The sequence below is a fragment of the Sphingomonas sp. CFBP 13728 genome (genome assembly GCF_014841895.1).
GTDB lineage: Bacteria > Pseudomonadota > Alphaproteobacteria > Sphingomonadales > Sphingomonadaceae > Sphingomonas.
The window spans coordinates 1060599-1079798 of the sequence record NZ_JACYUS010000001.1; the positions used below are offsets into that span (position 1 = coordinate 1060599).

A 19200-nucleotide genomic window follows, 5' to 3' on the forward strand; every position below is an offset into this window, starting at 1 on the left:
CAAGCGCGAAAGCCCTGCCTGGCGTGCCCTCACCCTTCGCCGCCTCTGGCGCATCCCCCTCTCGGAATGGAAGAGGGGAGGTCAGGGCTGGATCGTGCAAGATATTGATAAGTCGAGATGTTCCCGACTTACTGGTTGTTCTGGCGATGCAGGAAGCGGGGGATATCGAGCGGATCCTGAGGGGCCGCTTCGCCGTCTTCCTTCGCTGCTCCGCGTGCCGCATTCGACATGCGCTCGAACAGCGTACCGCCGAGCTTTACGCGCGGTGCGGCCGGAACCGCCTCGGGGGCAGCCTCGGCACCCGGAGCGAGCCAGCGGCGACGCGCACCACCCTCGTCCGCTGCCGGCGTCGGCACCGGAACAACCGGCGCGATCGGTGCGCGAGCGGGCGGCACCGACGATGCCGAAGCCGGACGCGCGATCGGACCACGACCGTAAGGCTCGTCGCCATACGTGCGCGGCGCGGGCGCAGGCTGCGGTGCAGGAGCAACCGGCGCAGGCGCGGCCTGCGGCACCATCGTCTCGGCACCGAGCACCAGCTCGTCATCCGACTTAGACGCCGACGGCTCGACTTCCGACGACGCGTTCAGGTCGAGCGGCTCTTCGTCGGCGGACGAAGCAACAGGCGCGGCCGACGAAGCGGCAGGCTCGCTCGGACGGAACGAGGTGTTCTCATCCGTCTTGCGCGATCCGAAGCTGAACGAGCGGGTCGGCTCGGGCGCGACTTCCGGCGGACGCGCATCGGCGTCGATCCCGGTCGCGACGACCGAGACGCGGATCTTGCCTTCGAGCTCCTGGTTGAATGCCGAACCCCAGATGATGTTCGCATCGGGATCGACCAGGTCGCGGATATGATTCGCGGCTTCGTCGACTTCGAGCAGGCGCATGTCGTCGCCGCCGGTGATCGAGATGATGACGCCCTTCGCGCCGCGCATGCTGACGCCTTCGAGCAGCGGGTTCGAGATCGCCTTCTGCGCGGCTTCGAGCGCGCGGTTGTCGCCGCTCGCCTCGCCGGTGCCCATCATCGCCTTGCCCATCTCCTGCATCACCGAGCGGACGTCGGCGAAATCGAGGTTGATGAGGCCCGGCATCACCATCAGGTCGGTGATGCTGCGGACGCCCTGCTGGAGCACCTCGTCCGCCATCGTGAACGCTTCCTTGAAGGTCGTGTTCGCGTTGGCGATGAGGAACAGATTCTGGTTCGGGATGACGATCAGCGTGTCGACGTACTTCTGCAGCTCGTCGATTCCGCCCTCGGCCGACTTGGCGCGACGATTACCCTCGAATGCGAACGGCTTGGTCACGACGCCGACGGTCAGGATGCCCATGTCGCGCGCCGCTTTGGCGATGACCGGTGCCGCGCCCGTACCCGTGCCGCCGCCCATGCCGGCGGTGATGAAGCACATGTGCGCGCCTTCGAGCATCTTGGCGAGCTGATCGATCGTCTCTTCGGCGGCGGCACGACCGATCTCGGGACGTGAGCCGGCACCGAGACCTTGCGTGATCTTGGTGCCGAGCTGGATCCGCTGCGGTGCGGTGGACTGCTTCAACGCCTGCGCGTCGGTGTTCGCCACGAGGAAGTCGACGCCCTGGACGTCGGCCCGCATCATGTTGGCGATCGCGTTGCCGCCCGCGCCGCCGACGCCGATCACCGCGATGCGGGGGGCCAGATCGTCCACTTCGGGACTAAGGAATTCGATGCTCATCGCCGTTCTCCGCACAACCCGGTAGATACGCTACGGCCGGGCCCCTGATTAATCTGTGTGCACCAACGTCACGGCCTGTTCCAGCCGAAATAACGCCAGCGCCCTCGAAACTCTTAATAATTCGCGCGTGCCGCCTGAATCAACTTGCGCATCATGCCCATACCCTTTGGCCGATGCACCGTCGTCCGCTGCGGCGCGAGCCCGCGAAGGTCGATTGGGTTGGTCGCCGCATAGAAGGCCAACCCCGCTAGCGTTGCAAAAGCCGGTCCGCCATGCGCTTCCGGCAGCGCGGTCAGGCCACGCGGTCGACCGATCCGCACCGACCGTCCGAGCGCCTGTTGCGCATAGTCGGCGATGCCCTTCAGCTCGGCACCACCGCCGGTCAGCACGACCTGACGCCCGACCGGCCCCTCGAACTTCAGCTTGGTGAGCGCATTGCGCACTTCGCCCATCTGATGCTCGAGCCGCTGGCGGATCACGCCGATCAGCTGCGCCTTGGTGATCTGCGCGCCTTCGCCCGCGCCGTCCTCCGCGGAGATCGGCATGACCGGGATCATGTCGTGATTATCGCGCGGGCTCGCATTGGCCGAGCCGTGGAAGCACTTCATCCGCTCGGCGTTCTGACGCCGCGTGCCGAATGCGCTGGCGATGTCGTCCGTAATGTCCTGCGCGCCGATCGGGATCGAGGTCAGCCCGACCAGCATGCCGCCGGCGAACAGCGACACGTTGGTGATCCCCGCCCCCATCTCGACCAGCGCGACGCCAAGCTCGCGCTCTTCGTCGCTGAGGCACGCGAGACCCGTCGCGACCGGCGAGGCGATGATCGACTTCACCTCGAGATGCGCCGACCGCACGCACAGATCGAGGTTGCGCACCGGCGAACCGTCCGCGGCGACGACATGGATGTGCACGCCGAGCCGATCGGCATGCAAACCGAGCGGCGTCTTCACCCCGGTCAGCCCGTCGAGCGTATAGAGCGCGGGCTGCGCGTGGAGCACCATGCGGCCCTGCGGATCGATCGAGTTGCGCCCGGCGGCGAGCAACGCATCGATATCCTGCTGCTCGACCCGGTGGCCGCCCAGCTCGAACTCGACTTCGGCGACGTCGGACACAAGCCCGCCGGCCGAGAACCCGACCCAGACATTCTCGATGTTGATGCCGGCGATCCGCTCGGCCTGCTCGACCGCCTCGCGCACTGCCGCCTCGGTCGTTGCCATATCGGCGATATAGCCGCGCTTGACGCCGCGGCTCTCGCGCTGGCCGGTGCCGAGCACGATCAGCTCGCCGCCGTCCCCCTTCTGCGCGATCATCGCCGAAACCTTCGACGACCCGATATCGAGCGCCGTGATCAGCCCTTCCGGTGCCACCTTTGCCATGTCATCCCTCCCCGCCCGTTACGTTCGCGCCCGCCGTTTGCGACGGAGTATTCGTAGTTTCGCCCGCTGCCGGTGCGCTCGCCCCCGCGCTGGCAGGTGCCGGCACGTCGACACTGTGCGCCAGGCTCGCGCCCGGCTTGCGCGCGACCAGCTTGGTCGGATCGCGCATGTCGAACCGGATCCACCCACGCCCCAGCAACGGCCGCGCTCCATCCAGTTCGGCGAACTTCACCAGAGCGCGCGGCGCACCGTCTTCGGGCAGCGCCAAAGTCTCGCCGCTCTCGAACGTCAGGTCCCAGCGCCGATTGCCGACCCAGGTCGCCGCCTTCACGCGCGGCTTAAGCGCGGGCGCGGCGGCGAGCAGCGTCTGGTACGACGCCTCCTGCCGATCCGCGCCCGGCCCGATCACCAGCGGCAGGTTCGGGATCGCATCCGGCTGCACCGGCTCCAGCAGCACACCCGACGAATCGATCAGCGTCAGCTGGCCATTGTCCTGCCACACCGCGGCGGGCGTGCGCTCGACGATATCGACCAGCATCGTATTCGGCAGCCGCCGCGAGACGTGCGCATCCGCGATCCAGCCGTAGCGTAACAGCTTCTGCCGCACCGCCTCAAGGTCGACCGACAGCATCGACGTCTGATTCTGCTTGTCCTCCAGCGCGACCGCATAGACCGACATCCGGTCCATCCGCTTGAGGCCCGTCACCTCGATCTGCTCGACCTTGAACCCCGCGCGCCCGGCACCCTCGGCCACCGCCGCGCCGATCATCCCCGGGATGCCGACCCACGTCGCCGCCGCGATCGCCACAGCCCCGCCCGCGCCCAGGATCGACCAGGTCGCGATTTTCCGGAGCGTATCCTCACTGACCGGGAGCATCCCGACCAGCCGGTCCATCACCGACACCTTCTTGACCGCGACCTTCCGGCGCGGGGCGGGCCGCTTGGGCGGCGGACCGCGCTTGATCGTGCGGCTCATGGCGCCCCGTTTTTACTAGGGGGATGGTCCTGAAGCGCTTCGTCGACGATCGCCTGGACCAGCTCGGCATAGCTCATGCCGATATGCCGTGCCTGCTCGGGAACGAGGCTCAGCGGCGTCATCCCCGGCTGCGTATTCACCTCGAGCAGGAACAGCCCGTCGACGCCGCGCTCGTCATCCCAGCGGAAATCGGACCGCGACGCGCCCTTGCAGCCGAGCAACCGGTGCGCTTCGAGCGCGAGGCTCTTGCAGGCATCGGTGATCTCGTCGGGGATCTCCGCCGGGCAGACGTGAACGGTCATCCCGTCGGTGTATTTCGCGTCGTAATCATACCAGCCGCTCTTGGGCTTCAACTCGGTCACGCCAAGTGCCTTGCCGCCGAGCACCGCCGTCGTCAGCTCGCGCCCGCGGATATACGGCTCGGCCAGCAATTCCTCGAACTCGCCCCACGGCCCGACGCTGTCCCGCGCGATCGGATTGCCGTAATTGCCGCTATCGGTGACGATCGCCACCCCGACCGACGAGCCCTCGTTGACCGGCTTCAGCACGTACGGCCGCGCCATCGGATCGCTCTCGAACAGGTCGGCGGACTTGACGATCCGCCCACCCGGCATCGGCACGCCCGCGGGAACGAGGAGCAGCTTGGTCAGCACCTTGTCGATCGCGATCACCGACGTCGCGAGGCCGGAGTGCGTGTAGCGCAGACCCATCAGGTCGAGCAGCCCCTGCACCGAGCCGTCTTCCCCCGGCGTCCCATGCAGCGCATTGAACACGAGGTCGGGCTGAGCCTCGGCCAGCTTGGCAGCAACATCCCGCCCCATATCGATCCGCGTAACCCGGTGCCCGAGCGACTCAAGCGCGTCCGCACAGCCATTACCCGACATCAGCGAAACCTCACGCTCCGCCGACCAGCCGCCCATCAGAACCGCAATGTGAAGCGGCGCGCTCACTTCGCGACCCCGACCCGCTGGATTTCCCATTCCAACGTCACTCCCGAATGCGCTTTCACCTTGTCCCGTACCTCTTCACCCAGCGCCTCGATCTCCGCGCTCGACGCGGACCCGAGGTTCAGCAGGAAATTACAATGCTTCTCGCTGACCTGCGCATCGCCGCGAGTCAGCCCCCGACACCCGGCCGCGTCGATCAACGCCCAAGCCTTGTGCCCCTCGGGATTCTTGAACGTCGAGCCCCCGGTCCGCGAACGGAGAGGCTGAGACGCTTCGCGCTCGGCCGCGATCCGGTCCATCTCCGCACCGATCACGGCAGGCTCGCCGGGCGTGCCGGAGAACACCGCTTCGACCACGACGGCTCCCGCGGGCAGGTCCGAATGACGATAGGTGAACCCGAGCTTCTCAGCGGACCAAGTCTCGACCGAGCCGTCGCGCGTAACAACGGTAGCCTCGACCAGAATATCGCTGACATCGCGACCATAAGCACCCGCGTTCATCCGAACCGCTCCGCCGACAGTACCCGGTATCCCACGCAGAAACTCAAGCCCGGCAATCCCAGCATCCCGCGCGGCACTGGCAACGGTGATCCCCATCGCCCCCGCCCCCGCACGAACGCGACCATCCTGCACCGACACCTTGGCCATTGCCTTAGGCAATCGCACAACGACCCCCGGCACGCCGCCATCGCGCACGATCAGGTTCGATCCTACGCCAACCGGCAGCACTGAAGTCGAGGGGTCGAGGGTCTTCAGCAACTGCGCCAGATCCTCGACATCCGCAGGCCGCACCAGCCACTCCGCCGGGCCACCGGTACGAAACCAGATAAAGTCCGCCAGACTGCCATTAGCCGTCAGAGTACCACGCAGATCCTCCCCGGCACGGGGAGGGGGACCGCCAAAGGCGGTGGAGGGGGCTCTGCCAGAAGCGTTACGCTCGTGGACGCCCCCCTCCACCATGCCCTGCATGGTCCCCCTCCCCGTACCGGGGAGGATTTGCGACGCGCCACTCACGCCAGCACCTTCGCGCGCTCGGCGGCGATCGCATCCGCCAGCCCGGCCGCCCATTTCGTGATGTCGCCAGCCCCCAGACAAACAACCATGTCGTCAGCCTCGATCGTCGCCGCTAGTTCCACCGCCAGCGCGTCAGCGTCAGCAACCACACCCGCGAACCGGTGCCCGCGCCGCCTCAACCCCTCGACCAGAGCCGCCGCATCGACGCCCTCCACAGGCGCCTCGCCCGCAGCATAGACCGGCGTCACCAGCACGCGATCCGCGTCGTTGAACGCAGTCTGGAAATCCTCCATCAGATTACCAAGTCGGGAATACCGATGCGGCTGCACGACCGCGATCACGCGACCCTTCACGCCCTCACGTGCCGCCGCCAGCACGGCGCGAATCTCGACCGGGTGATGCCCGTAATCATCGATGATCGTCACGCCCGCCACTTCGCCGACCTTGGTAAACCGCCGCTTCACCCCGCCGAACTTGGCGAACCCCTGCTGGATCGTCGCATCCGCAATCCCGAGCTCCAGCGCCACCCCAATCGCCGCCAGCGCATTCTGGACGTTGTGCCGCCCCGGCATCGGCATCTCGATTCCCACGATCGTCCGCGTCGCGCCATCCCGTTCGCGCACCACGCAATCGAAGCGGTTGCCGCCCGGGATCGGCGTGACCTCCACGCCGCGCACGTCCGCCTGCGCCGAGAAACCGTACGTCACGACCCGCCGATCACGCACCCGCGGCAGGATCCCCTGCACCTCCGGATGATCGAGGCACAGCAGCGCCGCACCATAAAACGGCACGTTCTCGACGAACTCGACGAACGCATCCTTCACAGCCTCGAACGAGCCGTAATGATCGAGATGCTCGGGATCGATGTTGGTAACCACCGCGATCGTCCCGTCGAGCCGCAGGAAGCTGCCGTCGCTCTCGTCCGCCTCCACGACCATCCAGTCGCTCGCGCCCAGCCGCGCGTTCGAACCGTACGAGTTGATGATCCCGCCATTGATGACCGTCGGATCGACCCCGCCCGCGTCGAGCAACGCCGCCACCATCGACGTCGTCGTGGTCTTCCCATGCGTGCCGGCGACCGCGACGGTCGACTTCAGCCGCATCAACTCGGCGAGCATCTCCGCCCGCCGCACCACCGGCACGCGCGCGTTCAGCGCCGCCTCGACCTCGGGGTTCGAGCGCACGATCGCGGTCGACACGACCACCACGGCCGCATCGCCGATGTTCGACGCGGCATGGCCGATCGCCACCGGAATGCCCTTGTCGCGCAACCCCTGCACGACATAGCCCTCGGCCACGTCCGAGCCCTGCACGCGGTAGCCGAGATTCTTCATCACCTCGGCGATGCCCGACATGCCGATCCCGCCGATGCCGACGAAATGGATCGTGCCGATATCCGTTGCGACGCCCTTCATGCGAACTGCGCCTTGGGCTTGGAGGGCGCACCGACCGGAATCCGCGACAATGGCGCATCGAGGCTCTCGACCAGATCGGCCAGATCGCTCGCCGCATTCGGTCGCCCGCAACTGCGCGCACGCCCCGCCGCATTCTGCAACGCCGCCGGATCGAGCCCGAGTTTTTGCATCTGCTTGGCCAGTTCCACGGCGGTAAAGTCTCCCTGCGCGATCGTCCGCGCGCCGCCCGCCCGCGTGATCTCGCGCGCGTTCACGGTCTGGTGATCGTCGGTCGCACCCGGCAGCGGCACCAGGATTGCCGGACGCCCCGCCGCGGTCAGTTCCGAAATCGTCGAAGCGCCCGCGCGCGCGATCACCAGATGCGCCCAGGCCAGTTGCTCGGGCATATCGGGCAGATACGTCGCCAGCTCGGCCGGAATATGATGCTCGGCATACTTGGCGCGCACCGCGTCGATATCCTCGATCCGCGCTTGGTGAGTCACCTGCAACCGCCGCCGGAACGTCACCGGCAGCATCGCCAGTCCGTCAGGCACGACCTGAGACAGGATGCTCGCCCCCTGGCTGCCGCCGGTCACGAGCACGCGGAAGATCCCGTCCTCCTCCAGCAACGGATAGGGCCGCGAGCGCAGCGCCAGCACCGCCTCGCGCACCGGGTTGCCGACCAGATGCGCCTTGCCCAGCAGCTTGGGCGCGAGGCGCTCGGTCGGTTCGGACGAGGTCGCGATCGCGTCCACGCGCCCCGCGACGAACCGGTTCACGCGCCCCAGCACCGCGTTCTGCTCATGCACCGCAGTCGGGATCTTGTCCGCGAACGCCGCCAGCAACGCCGGCAACGCAGGATAGCCACCAAAGCCGATCACCGCGGCAGGCTTGAACGTCCGGTACAGCTCGCGCGCCATCGCCCGCCCGCGCCACATCTCCCGCGTCGCTCTCGCCCAACCAAGCGGCCCGCCGGTAAAGCGCCCAGCCGGCAGGACATGCGTCTGGATATCCTCGAACAGCCCCGGAAAGCGCACGCCGCGCGCGTCGCTGACCAGCGCGACGCGGTGGCCGCGCTTCGTCAGTTCGGCCGCGAGCGCCGCTGCCGGAACCATGTGTCCCCCGGTCCCACCGGCTGCGAGGACGTAATGCTTACTCATTCACCACTCCAGCGGACGACATAGGGGCTCCGCGTGAGAAACGGATTGCGCCGGGTAAACGCCAGCAGCAACCCCATGCCGACCGACAACGCGATCATCGACGACCCGCCATAGCTGATGAACGGCAGCGTCATACCCTTCGACGGCGCGAGCCCCGTGTTCACCGCCATGCTGACCAACGCCTGCGCGCCGAACTGAGTCGCGAGCCCCGCGGAGGCCAGCAGCTTGAATTCGTCCTGCTCGTCCAGCAACTTGACGAACACGCGGACGACGATCGCCAGGAAGATCACCGCGATCACCGAGCACGCGATCAGGCCGAATTCCTCGCCGATCACCGAGAAGATATAGTCGGTATGCGCCTCGGGCAGCCCGAACTTCGCCGCGCCTGCGCCCGGCCCGGTCCCGGTCCAGCCACCCGCGGTCAGCGTGTTATGTGCGGCATTCGTCTGGAAATGGTCGCCTGCGCCCTCGCCCTCGACACCCGGAAATAGGAACGCATCGATCCGCGACCGCGCCACGCCGTAGAATACATAGGCAGCAATCAGCCCCGCCGGCGCCATCGCAACAAGGCCGAGCATCACCTTGGCCGGCGTCCCCGCGATCATCAGCAGCGCCATCCACACCGAGCAGAAGATGATCGTCTGGCCGAAATCGGGTTGCAGCATCAGCAGCACCGCGACGCCCGCAGTCATCGCGCCGGTGATCAGCACGGTCGGCAGCTCGGCATCCTTCGCACGCAGCGACAACAGCCACGCGACGGTGACGATGAACAGCGGCTTCAGGAACTCCGAAGGCTGGAACTGCGCGAACCCGACGCCGAGCCAGCGGCGTGCACCGTTCGCCTCGACCCCGATGAACGGAGTCACCATCAGCATCAGCACGAACAGCGCGCACCCGCCGATCGCCATCCGTCGCGCCATCGACACGGGCATCATCGACACGCCGAACAACACGGGGAGCGACACGCCGACCCACATCAGCTGCCGCCAAAAGTAATAAAGCGGCGCGATCTTGTGGTGCTCGCCCGAATAGCGGACCGCGCTCGCCGGCGACGCGGCGGCGACCGCGATCAGCCCGATCGCAATCAGGAACAGCGTCAGCAGCAGCAGCATCCGGTCGATATCCCAGAACCACGTGCCGAGTGGCGACTGATCGCCCCGCCCGCCGCGCCGCTTCATCTTGGCGACGATGCTGGTCTTCGGTGTGCCCATATCGCCCCTAACGTCGATCCTTCCAGCGCGGATATCGGTCATGCCAGCGACTCCACCGCCGCGCGGAACGCGGCCCCGCGTGCTTCGTAATCGCGAAACTGGTCGAAGCTAGCACAGGCTGGGGATAACAAAACAGTGTCGCCCGGCTTGGCGTTTGCGGCGGCAGTGCGGACGGCGGCGTCGAGCGTGCCGACGTTATCGACGGGCATAGAATCTTTCAAAATCTCGGCGAACTTCGGGCCAGCCTCGCCGATCGTGTAGGCGTGGACGACGTGACCGAAGGCGGGCTTGCAGGCGTCGAGGTCGTCGCCCTTCGCGCGCCCACCGACGATCCAGTGAACCCGGTCGAACGCAGCCAAAGCCGGCGCAGTGCTCTCGGGATTGGTCGCCTTGCTGTCGTCGACATAGGCAACGCCGCCATATGAGGCGATCTGCTCCATACGGTGGGGCAGGCCGGTGAAACTCGTGAGGCCACGGTCGATATCGACCTCGCTCACGCCCAGCGCCTTGACCACGGCGATAGCGGCGAGTGCGTTCTGGGCGTTGTGCGGGCCCTGGAGCGTCGGCCAGCTGCTCTGATCCATGCACACGCCGGGTGCAATCTTGGTGAGGTGCTCGCCCTTCGCCGACAGCCCGCGCGCGATCTCGGCGGACGGCGCGTCGCCGATGCCGATAACCGCGTCATGCTCGGCCGACTGCATCGCGAACAGCCGCGCCTTCGAGGCCGCATAGCCTTCGAAGCCATCGTACCGGTCGAGATGATCCGGCGTGATATTGAGCAACACCGCGACGTCGCAATCGAGCGTCTGCGTCAGGTCGATCTGGTAGCTCGACAGTTCGAGCACATAGACGCCCCCCTCGGGGAGCTCTTCCTGTTCGAGGATCGGCAGGCCGATATTGCCACCCATCAGCGTGGGGATGCCGGCGGTCTCGAGGATGTGGTGGACGAGCGCGGTGGTGGTGGACTTGCCGTTGGTGCCGGTAATGCCGACGACCTTGTGCGGGGGGAAGTCTGCGCGGGCCTGTGCGAAGAGTTCGATGTCGCCGATGACTGGCACATCGGCCACGCGCGCCGCGGCGGCGAGCGGGTGCGTGTTCAACGGCACCCCCGGCGACACCACGAGCGCATCGAAACCCGAGAGATCGTCAAGCGGCGCGACTTCTAAAAGCCCTCTCCCCTCCGGGGAGAGGGTTGGGTGAGGGGCTGTTCCAGACGCAACACTGCTGGGCTGCCCCTCACCCCGCCCCTCTCCCCGGAGGGGAGAGGGAGTGAAGACATCACGCTTCGCCTCGTCGGAATCCCACGCGACAACGCTCGCCCCGCCAGCCACCAACGCCCGCACAGTCGCAGCCCCAGACCGCGCCAACCCCAGCACCGCATAGCGTTTCCCGCGCCAAGCCTCGGCAACAATCACCGCAGCTTCAACGTCGAAAGGCCGACCAGCGCCAGCACCAACGCAATGATCCAGAAGCGGATCACCACCGTCGCCTCGGCCCAGCCAAGCTGCTCGAAATGATGGTGGATCGGCGCCATCCGGAACACGCGCTTGCCGGTGCGCTTGTAGAAGAACACCTGGATGATCACCGACAGCGCCTCGATCACGAACAGCCCGCCAATGATCCCCAGCACGATCTCGTGATGCGCGACGACCGCGATCGTCCCTAGCGCGCCGCCCAAGGCCAGCGAACCGGTATCGCCCATGAACACCGCGGCGGGCGGCGCATTGAACCACAGGAACGCGAGCCCCGCGCCGACGATCGCCCCGCAGAATATCGCCAATTCACCCGCGCGAGGTACGTGCGGAATACCGAGGTAATCGGCGAACTTAACGTTCCCGACCAAGTACACGATCACCATGAACGCGACGCTGGCGATGATCACCGGCATCGTCGCCAGCCCGTCGAGCCCATCCGTGAGGTTCACCGCATTACCGAACGACACGATCGTGAACGCCGCGAACACCGGGAAGAACCAGCCCAGATCCAGATACATGCGCGACGTGAACGGCAGATACAGATGCGGACCGTTCTGCGACATGATGATCGTCGCGGCGACACCGGCGATGATGAACTCGAGCAGCAACCGCGTGCGCCCGCTGATCCCCGCGGTGCTCGCCTTGCGGACCTTGTCATAGTCGTCGAGGAACCCGATCGTGCCGAAGCCGAGCGTCACGAACAGGCACGCCCACACATACGGATTGCTCAGGTCCATCCACAGGAAGATCGCGAGGCACATCGAGGTCAGGATCATCAGCCCGCCCATCGTCGGCGTGCCGCGCTTCGACAGATGCGACTGCGGGCCGTCCGCGCGGATCGGCTGGCCCTTGCCCTGCCGCACGCGCAACCAGCCGATGAACTTCGGCCCGATGATCAGGCCGATGATCAAGGCGGTCGCGACCGCGCCCCCGGTCCGCACCGTCTGATAGCGGATGAGGTTCAGCAGGCCGGGAAACCCCAGATGCTCGGCGAGCCAGTACAACATTCAGTTAATCCCGCCTTTGAGGCCAGCCTGGAGACCCGCTACGACGCGCGCGAGGCCCACCCCGTTCGATCCCTTGACGAGCACGACATCGCCGGGCGCCAGGATCGTCCGTAACGACGCGAGCGCGGCCGCAGCGTCGCCCACATGGACGGTTTCGATCTGTCCCTCAAGCACCTGCGCTAACGGCGCCATCGCTTCACCGACGAGCAGCGCCATTTCGACGCGCGCGGCGAGAATGGGCTCGGCCAGAGCCGCGTGATAGTCGTCCGAGCCCTCGCCCAGTTCGCGCATCTCGCCGAGTACCGCGACGTGGCGGCCGGGTTCGTGGCCGAGGACGCTTAGCGTCGCGCGCATCGATGCAGGGTTGGCGTTGTAGCTCTCGTCGATCACCAGCGCCTGGCCTTCGCCGACGGTCACCAGCGACCGCGCACCACGGCCTTGTAGCCCACCAAGTTCGGCCAGCGCGAGTCCAGCCAGCCCGAGATCGCCCCCGGCCGCCTGCACGCATGCAAGCACGCCCAGCGCATTAGACACCCAATGCGCGCCCGGCTGCGCGATCGTGAAGCTCAGTTCGTGCTCGGCCCCCTGCCCCATCCGCGCAGTGACGAACGTCCCGCCAGTCGGCAGCCGCATCGCCTCGATCGCGCGGACATCGGCGCCCTTCTCGCTGCCGAACGTCACAATATGATCGGCGTGCGGCGCGGCATGGCCGAGCAGCCGATCGCGGTGCGGGCTGTCGTAGGGCACGATCGCGGTCCCGTCCGGTTCGAGCCCGGCAAAGATCTCCCCCTTGGCATCGGCGATCGCGCTTTCAGCAGGAAAGAACGCGGTATGCGCAGGCGCGATCGCAGTAATCATCGCGATGTGCGGCCGCACGAGCTGGGTCAGCTCGGCGAGTTCGCCGGCGTGGTTCATCCCCATCTCGAACACGCCGAACTTCGCGTCGCGGGGCATGCGGGCGAGGCTGAGCGGGACACCGGTGTGGTTGTTGTAGCTCTTGACCGAGCGATGCACCTCGCCGGGAGATGCGCGGTCGAGGCAGGCGAACAGCGCCTCCTTGGCGCTGGTCTTGCCCACGGAGCCGGTGACCCCGATGATCTTGGCGGAGGTACGCGCGCGGCTCGCCCGCCCAAGCGCGTTCAGCGCAGCGAAACTGTCGGCGACGAGAACGTGCGGGTGCTCGCAAGGTTCGGACACGATCGCCCCCGCCGCGCCTTGTGCGAAGGCTTGGTCGAGGAACAGGTGCCCGTCGCTGGCCTCACCCTTCATCGCAATAAAGAGGTCGCCGGGGCCAACCTCCCGCGAGTCGAACGCGACGCCACTGACGGCGAAGTCACCAGACGCCACACCACCGGTAGCCGCTGCGATCTCGGTCGAAGTCCACAGACTCACTGCCCCCCCTCCCGCAAGCGGGAGGGGGTCGGGGGGTGGGCGCGCGCCATCAACGGAGCGCAGCGCTTGCCGAACCCGCGAGCCCACCCCCGGCCCCTCCCGCTAGCGGGAGGGGGGAAGAAGATAGTCGCCCTCACGCCGCGCACTCCCGCGCGACGGTCACGTCGTCGAACGGCAGGACCATGTCGCCAACGATCTGCCCCTGCTCATGCCCCTTCCCCGCGATCAGCACGATATCCTCGGGCCCAGCCTCCCGCACAGCAGCTCCAATTGCCGCGCGCCGGTCGCCGATTTCCTCAGCCCCCCGCGCGCCCTTCAGCACATCGCACCGGATAGCCCTCGCGTCCTCGGTCCGCGGGTTGTCGTCGGTCACGATAACGCGGTCGGCGTGTTGCACCGCGACTTGGCCCATGGTCTCGCGCTTGCCGGTGTCGCGGTCGCCGCCTGCCCCGAACACCACGATCAGCTTGCCGCCAGCATGAGGCTTGAGCGCGGCGATTGCGGCTTCGAGAGCGTCGGGGGTGTGCGCGTAATCCACGTACACCGGCGCACCCGACTTCGCGATCACCGCCCGCTCCAGCCGCCCGCGGACCGGTTGCAACCGCGCGAGGTTCGCGATCGTCCCGGCCACATCGCCACCGGTCGCAATCACCAGCCCAGCAGATACCAGCGCATTCGCCGCCTGGTATGCGCCGATCAAGGGCAGGGTCACCTTGTACGTCTGCCCCTCCGCCTCGATCGTCAGCCCCTGCCCGAGCAAAGTCGGATCGCGGCCGACGAGCCGCAGCGTCTCGCCCTGCGTTCCGACCGTCACCAGCCGGTTGCCGCGTTCGCGTGCCAGGTCGATCACCCGCGCCGATTGCGGATCATCCGCCCACACCACCGCCGCACCGTCCGTCGACAGCACCTCGGAGAACAACCGGATCTTGGCGGTGAAGTACGCCGCCATGTCGCCGTGATAGTCGAGATGATCGCGGCTCAAGTTGGTGAACGCCGCGGCAGCCACCTTCAGCCCCTCCGTGCGGTACTGCGTCAGCCCGTGGCTCGATGCCTCGAACGCCAGATGCGTGACGCCTTCACGTGCGAGACCAGCGACGTTCGACAGGAACGTCACCACGTCGGGCGTCGTCAGCCCGGTCGTCACACGCTCGTCGGCGGTCGTGACGCCCAGCGTGCCGATCGAAGCCGCATGAAACCCCGCCATCCGCCAGAGCTGGCGGGTCATCTCGACGCACGACGTCTTCCCGTTGGTCCCGGTAATCGCCACCGACGTCTCGGGAAACGGCGCGAAGAACTTCGCGGCCAGTTGCGCGAACCGCTCGCGGGGGTTGTCGTCGGCGATGTAGGTGGCGCCCTCGACCGTCAGCCCCGGCCGTGCGACCACCGCGATCGCGCCGGAGCGGATCGCGTCCTCGATGAAATCCTCACCGTTGACGCGCGCGCCTTCGAACGCGCCGAACACCGTGCCCGGCGCGACCTTGCGGTGATCGATCGCGAACCCCGTCACCTGCGCCTCTTCCGTCCCGTCGGTCAGCGCTGCGAGTTTCATGCAATAGTCCTCATTGCCCGGTCGGCTGTGTACGCGACGGGTCCTGCCATAAAGTCGGCAAGATGTCAGACTCGTCGATGTCGCGGTGTGCGTCGGGCACCACGCCCAGGATCGCGCCGACGCGCGAGATCGTCCGGCCGACCACCGGCGCCGTGTTCCACGCCGCAGTCTTCCACCCGGCGGTTTCCTTCGTCCCGAGCGGCGAATCGAGCATCGCCAAGACGACATAGCGCGGTGCATCCATCGGGAAGGCCGCGGCAAAGGTCGCCACGTTGCGCGAATGATCGTAGCCACCAGAGACCGCGGCCTCGGCCGTCCCGGTCTTGCCGCCGACGCGATAGCCCGGCGCATCGCCCTTGCGGCCCGTGCCGCGCTGCACGATCAGCCGCAGCATCTGCCGCATTCGCGCACTGGTCTGCTCGCTGATGACGCGACGACCGGCAACCGCATGCCCCGGCACGACCTTCAGCAACGTCGCCGGCCGCCAGATCCCGCCATTGACCAGCGCCGCATACGCGCTCGCCAGATGCAGCGGAGTCACCGCGATGCCGTGGCCATAGGCGGTGGTCATCGTCGTCGTCCGCGCCCAGTATTTCGGCCACAACGGACGGCCTTTCTCGCGCAGTTCGATATCGGGCTTGGTATCGAAGCCCAATTTCTTGAACATCGCCTGCATCTTCGCGGGCCCGACCTCGTCGGCAACACGTGCGGTGGCGATGTTGGACGAATAGATCAGCGTCTCGGCCATGTTCAGCCAGCGCTTCGGATCGCCGCGCTCGTCATGGATCGTGAAGCGCCCGACCTGGAGCGGATGCGTCGCATCGAAGCGCCGCGCGAACGACGTCACCACGCCGGTATCCATCGCCGTCGCCATCGTGATCGGCTTGAACGTCGAGCCGAGCTCGAACACGCTCTGCGTCGTGATGTTGCGAAGCTGTTCGCTGCCCGACATTCCGACGCGGTTGGGGTTGAAGGTCGGCAGCGAGACCATCGCGATCACCTCGCCGGTCGCCACGTCGAGGACGATACCGCCAGCCCCTCGCGCGGAAAACGTGGTCATCGCGCGGCCGAGTTCGCTCTCCATCGCCGCCTGGACGCGGTTGTCGAGCGACAGCGCGACCGGCGTGCCGTTCAGCGCCGGGTTGGTCAGCCGCTCGTCGAGCACGCGCTCCATCCCGCTCATGCCGTGGCCCGCGGTCGACAGGAAGCCGAGCGCATGCGCCGCCATCGTCGACTGGGGATACAGCCGCTGCGTATCGCGGTCGAACACGATCGCGGGTTCGCCGATCGCGTTGACCTGCTCGACCAGCGCCGGCGACGCGCGCCGCTGGAGATAGATGAAGCTCTTGCCCGACGTCAGCAGCGCATAATAATGCGCCTGGTCACCCGCCTCGGGCATCAGCGCGGCGAGCTTGCTGGCGATCTCGGTCGGATCGCCGATCAGCTTCTTCGGGTGCACCGCGATCGTCCAGGCATCGATCGTCCGCGCGAGCGGCGCGCCATTGCGATCGACGATGTCGCCACGCGCCGCGATCGCCGCCGAGCGCGCCTGCGGATCGGCGAGCGACGCCTGCACCGCCAGCATCCCGAGCCGCCCGACCACCACCAGCACCGCTGCTCCGAACAGGAACATCAGCATCATCAGGCGCGTGTGCGCCGTCGCCACCAGTGCATGACGCTGGTTGGCGCTACGTTGCTGCGATACGGGCCGGGCGACCAAGGCGGTCACCGCCGCTTACGGCTCTCGGAGCGGGCGCCGCTCATGATGTCACCCAGCGTCGTGTCTGACAGCAGCTTCCGGTCGAGCATCGCGACCGCCTGCGGCCGGACCTTGGCGACAGCGGCGAGGCGTTCAGTCTTGGCGGCGCGGGCGAGCGCTGCTTCGGCGGACCGCGGCGTCGATACCGACGCGCGGATCACGACCGGCTTGAGCGCGGTCTTCGACGCGGCCTGGATCGCGACATTCATCGCGCGCGGTGCGCTAACCTGCGCCATCTGCACCGGAGCAAGCTTCACCACGGCAGGAGCAGCGGTAACCGGCACGATCGACGTGGAGACGACGGACCCCGCCCCCGACGGCACGAGCAGCGCGGCGGTCTGGACTCCGTCCGCGCGCAGGCTGTTGACGTCGAGCGCCGCGAGCGCGGCCTCGCTCACGACGAACTGGCCCGCGGTCGGCGCCGACAGTGCCAGCGTGTCGCCATTCCAGCGCTCGAGCTGCGCCAGATTGCCGCGCGTGTCGAACTCAGTTTCCAGCGCGCGGATGTCGCGCTGCGCGGAGCGGATCTGACCATTGACCGCCTCCAGCTTCTTGCGCTCGGCGGCGACCTGCAGCGACACGAGGTAGAAACCGAGCACGACGGCCACGCAGCCCCCGAACCAGCCCACACCCTTCATCCGATACGCCGCCGTCATGTCGTCACCTCTTCCGTCCAAGGTTGCGCGGAGGTCCGCCGCGCCGTCCGTAATGTCGCCGAGCGCGCGCGCGGGTTGCGTGCGATCTCGGCCTCGCCGGCGCGAACACCGCGGCCGACATGAGAAAAACTAGGTTCCGCAACGGCTTTCACCTGCGGAAGATGACGCGAACCTGAAGGCGACCCACCGGACCGCGTGCGCAGAAAGCGCTTCACCATCCGGTCCTCGAGGCTGTGGAACGTCACGATCGCGAGCCGGCCACCGGGCTTCAGCACGCGTTCGGCCGCCAGCAACCCGTCAGCGAGTTCGCCAAGCTCACGGTTCACATGGATGCGGATCGCCTGGAACGCCCGGGTCGCGGGGTCCTTCTTGTCGTGTGCCTTGTAGCCGAGCGCGCGGCGGACGATGTGCGCCAGCTCGCCGGTCCGAGTCAGCGGGCGCGCCGCGACGATCGCGCGCGCGACACGCCGCGACTTGGGCTCGTCGCCATATTGATACAGCACGTCGGCGATCTCGTTCTCGTCCGCCTCGTTGACGAAGTCCGCCGCCGACATGCCGGCCTGCGCCATCCGCATGTCGAGCGGTCCGTCCGACTGGAACGAGAAACCGCGCTCGGCTTGGTCGAGCTGCATCGACGACACGCCGATATCGAGCGTCACGCCATCGACCGGTGCGAGGCCACGCGATTCCAGTTCGGACGCCATCGCCGAGAAGTCCGCGGCGATCAGCGTCAGGCCTTCTTCGGCGTCTTCCATCGCGCGACCATTGGCGATCGCGTCTGGATCGCGGTCGAACGCGACGATCCGCGCGCCCGACTTGAGCAACGCCAGCGTATAGCCGCCCGCGCCGAACGTGCCGTCGACCATCGTCTCGCCGGGCTCAGGGGAAAGCGCAGCGAGGACTTCGTCGAGCAGAACGGGGATGTGCGGAGCGTCGGGAGAACTCACAGCTGAACCCCCTTCTCGGCCATGTAGAAGCGCGCCATCTCCTTGACGACGGGGGGCATACCGTCGGTGGCGATCAGCGTCGCGGGGTCCCAGATCTCGATATAATCGAGCACGCCGTAGAAGAACGCGTGGCCCTTGATGCCCGCATAGAAGCGCGGGAACGCGGGCATGATGAAGCGACCGGAGCCGTCGAACGGCACCGCTTCGCCGGATGCGGCGGCGCGCTTGATGTTGTAGTCATACTCGCCGTTCTCGGACGTGTTCTCGGATTCGCGGCGATCGAGACGCTCGGCGAGGATGTCGACGTAACCGGGATCATACGCGACCAGGCAGCGATTTTTCTGATGCGCGCCGATGATGATGGTCCCGCCGTCCTTGCCGTTCGCCTTGGGCGCATTTGCCGAGAGCGTGGTGCGGAGTGCCGAGGGGATGGCTACCCGGCCCTTGTCGTCGACAAGGCCGATACCGTCTCCTTGATAGCGACCCCGCACCGACACGCCAAAACCCTTCGAAATGACGCACACGCTTCACCGTTTCGAAACACGACCCTCGTCGCGCTCCGGCCGCGCTTTCAGCGAACGGTGAAATTGCCCCTGTATTAACCTCCATCTACCATAGCGCTTCGGGGACGC

At 67.1% G+C, this 19200-nt stretch carries 16 protein-coding genes; all 16 read right to left on the reverse strand.

Translation table 11 applies throughout. From position 1 onward, the window contains the following. Nucleotides 1-128: 128 nt before the first annotated feature. Complete coding sequence (ftsZ, locus tag IFT67_RS04695; RefSeq protein ID WP_192145207.1) at nt 129-1706, reverse strand: cell division protein FtsZ; 1578 nt, start codon at nt 1704-1706, stop codon at nt 129-131. 113 nt (nt 1707-1819) lie between these two features. Continuing rightward, a complete protein-coding gene (gene ftsA, locus IFT67_RS04700; protein WP_056051322.1) occupies nt 1820-3082 on the reverse strand; it encodes a cell division protein FtsA in 1263 nt (420 codons plus the stop codon). A 1-nt stretch (nt 3083) separates the two neighbouring features. Then, on the reverse strand, nt 3084-4058 hold the full coding sequence (locus IFT67_RS04705; protein ID WP_107952166.1) for a cell division protein FtsQ/DivIB: 975 nt from the start codon (nt 4056-4058) through the stop codon (nt 3084-3086). Next, complete coding sequence (locus tag IFT67_RS04710) at nt 4055-5038, reverse strand: D-alanine--D-alanine ligase (RefSeq protein WP_192145208.1); 984 nt, start codon at nt 5036-5038, stop codon at nt 4055-4057. The genes IFT67_RS04705 and IFT67_RS04710 overlap by 4 nt, the downstream gene beginning before the upstream one ends. Beyond that, complete coding sequence (gene murB / locus IFT67_RS04715; protein ID WP_192146476.1) at nt 5005-5964, reverse strand: UDP-N-acetylmuramate dehydrogenase; 960 nt, start codon at nt 5962-5964, stop codon at nt 5005-5007. Before murB ends, IFT67_RS04710 begins: the two co-directional genes overlap by 34 nt. 50 nt (nt 5965-6014) lie before the next feature. After that, the gene (gene murC / locus IFT67_RS04720; protein ID WP_192145209.1) at nt 6015-7433 is read right to left on the reverse strand and encodes a UDP-N-acetylmuramate--L-alanine ligase; all 1419 of its coding nucleotides are present in this window, start codon (nt 7431-7433) and stop codon (nt 6015-6017) included. After that, the gene (gene murG, locus IFT67_RS04725; protein WP_056486645.1) at nt 7430-8572 is read right to left on the reverse strand and encodes an undecaprenyldiphospho-muramoylpentapeptide beta-N-acetylglucosaminyltransferase; all 1143 of its coding nucleotides are present in this window, start codon (nt 8570-8572) and stop codon (nt 7430-7432) included. The genes murC and murG overlap by 4 nt, the downstream gene beginning before the upstream one ends. Beyond that, on the reverse strand, nt 8569-9750 hold the full coding sequence (locus IFT67_RS04730; protein ID WP_060526809.1) for an FtsW/RodA/SpoVE family cell cycle protein: 1182 nt from the start codon (nt 9748-9750) through the stop codon (nt 8569-8571). The genes murG and IFT67_RS04730 overlap by 4 nt, the downstream gene beginning before the upstream one ends. A gap of 71 nt (nt 9751-9821) precedes the next feature. After that, on the reverse strand, nt 9822-11198 hold the full coding sequence (gene murD / locus IFT67_RS04735) for a UDP-N-acetylmuramoyl-L-alanine--D-glutamate ligase (RefSeq protein ID WP_192145210.1): 1377 nt from the start codon (nt 11196-11198) through the stop codon (nt 9822-9824). Beyond that, on the reverse strand, nt 11195-12265 hold the full coding sequence (gene mraY / locus IFT67_RS04740) for a phospho-N-acetylmuramoyl-pentapeptide-transferase (protein ID WP_056051331.1): 1071 nt from the start codon (nt 12263-12265) through the stop codon (nt 11195-11197). Before mraY ends, murD begins: the two co-directional genes overlap by 4 nt. After that, a complete protein-coding gene (locus tag IFT67_RS04745; RefSeq protein WP_192145211.1) occupies nt 12266-13657 on the reverse strand; it encodes a UDP-N-acetylmuramoyl-tripeptide--D-alanyl-D-alanine ligase in 1392 nt (463 codons plus the stop codon). A 133-nt stretch (nt 13658-13790) separates the two neighbouring features. Beyond that, nucleotides 13791-15206 (reverse strand): UDP-N-acetylmuramoyl-L-alanyl-D-glutamate--2,6-diaminopimelate ligase, encoded by a 1416-nt coding sequence (locus IFT67_RS04750; RefSeq protein WP_192145212.1) that lies wholly within the window; start codon nt 15204-15206, stop codon nt 13791-13793. Between the two features lie 10 nt (nt 15207-15216). Beyond that, nucleotides 15217-16935 (reverse strand): penicillin-binding transpeptidase domain-containing protein, encoded by a 1719-nt coding sequence (locus IFT67_RS04755; protein ID WP_192145213.1) that lies wholly within the window; start codon nt 16933-16935, stop codon nt 15217-15219. Further along, the gene (locus tag IFT67_RS04760) at nt 16932-17621 is read right to left on the reverse strand and encodes a hypothetical protein (protein ID WP_192145214.1); all 690 of its coding nucleotides are present in this window, start codon (nt 17619-17621) and stop codon (nt 16932-16934) included. The genes IFT67_RS04755 and IFT67_RS04760 overlap by 4 nt, the downstream gene beginning before the upstream one ends. Next, nucleotides 17618-18568: a 16S rRNA (cytosine(1402)-N(4))-methyltransferase RsmH gene (gene rsmH, locus IFT67_RS04765; protein WP_192145215.1), complete on the reverse strand. Its 951-nt coding sequence runs from the start codon at nt 18566-18568 to the stop codon at nt 17618-17620. The genes IFT67_RS04760 and rsmH overlap by 4 nt, the downstream gene beginning before the upstream one ends. After that, nucleotides 18565-19092: a division/cell wall cluster transcriptional repressor MraZ gene (locus tag IFT67_RS04770; protein WP_342450559.1), complete on the reverse strand. Its 528-nt coding sequence runs from the start codon at nt 19090-19092 to the stop codon at nt 18565-18567. Before IFT67_RS04770 ends, rsmH begins: the two co-directional genes overlap by 4 nt. Nucleotides 19093-19200 lie beyond the last annotated feature (108 nt).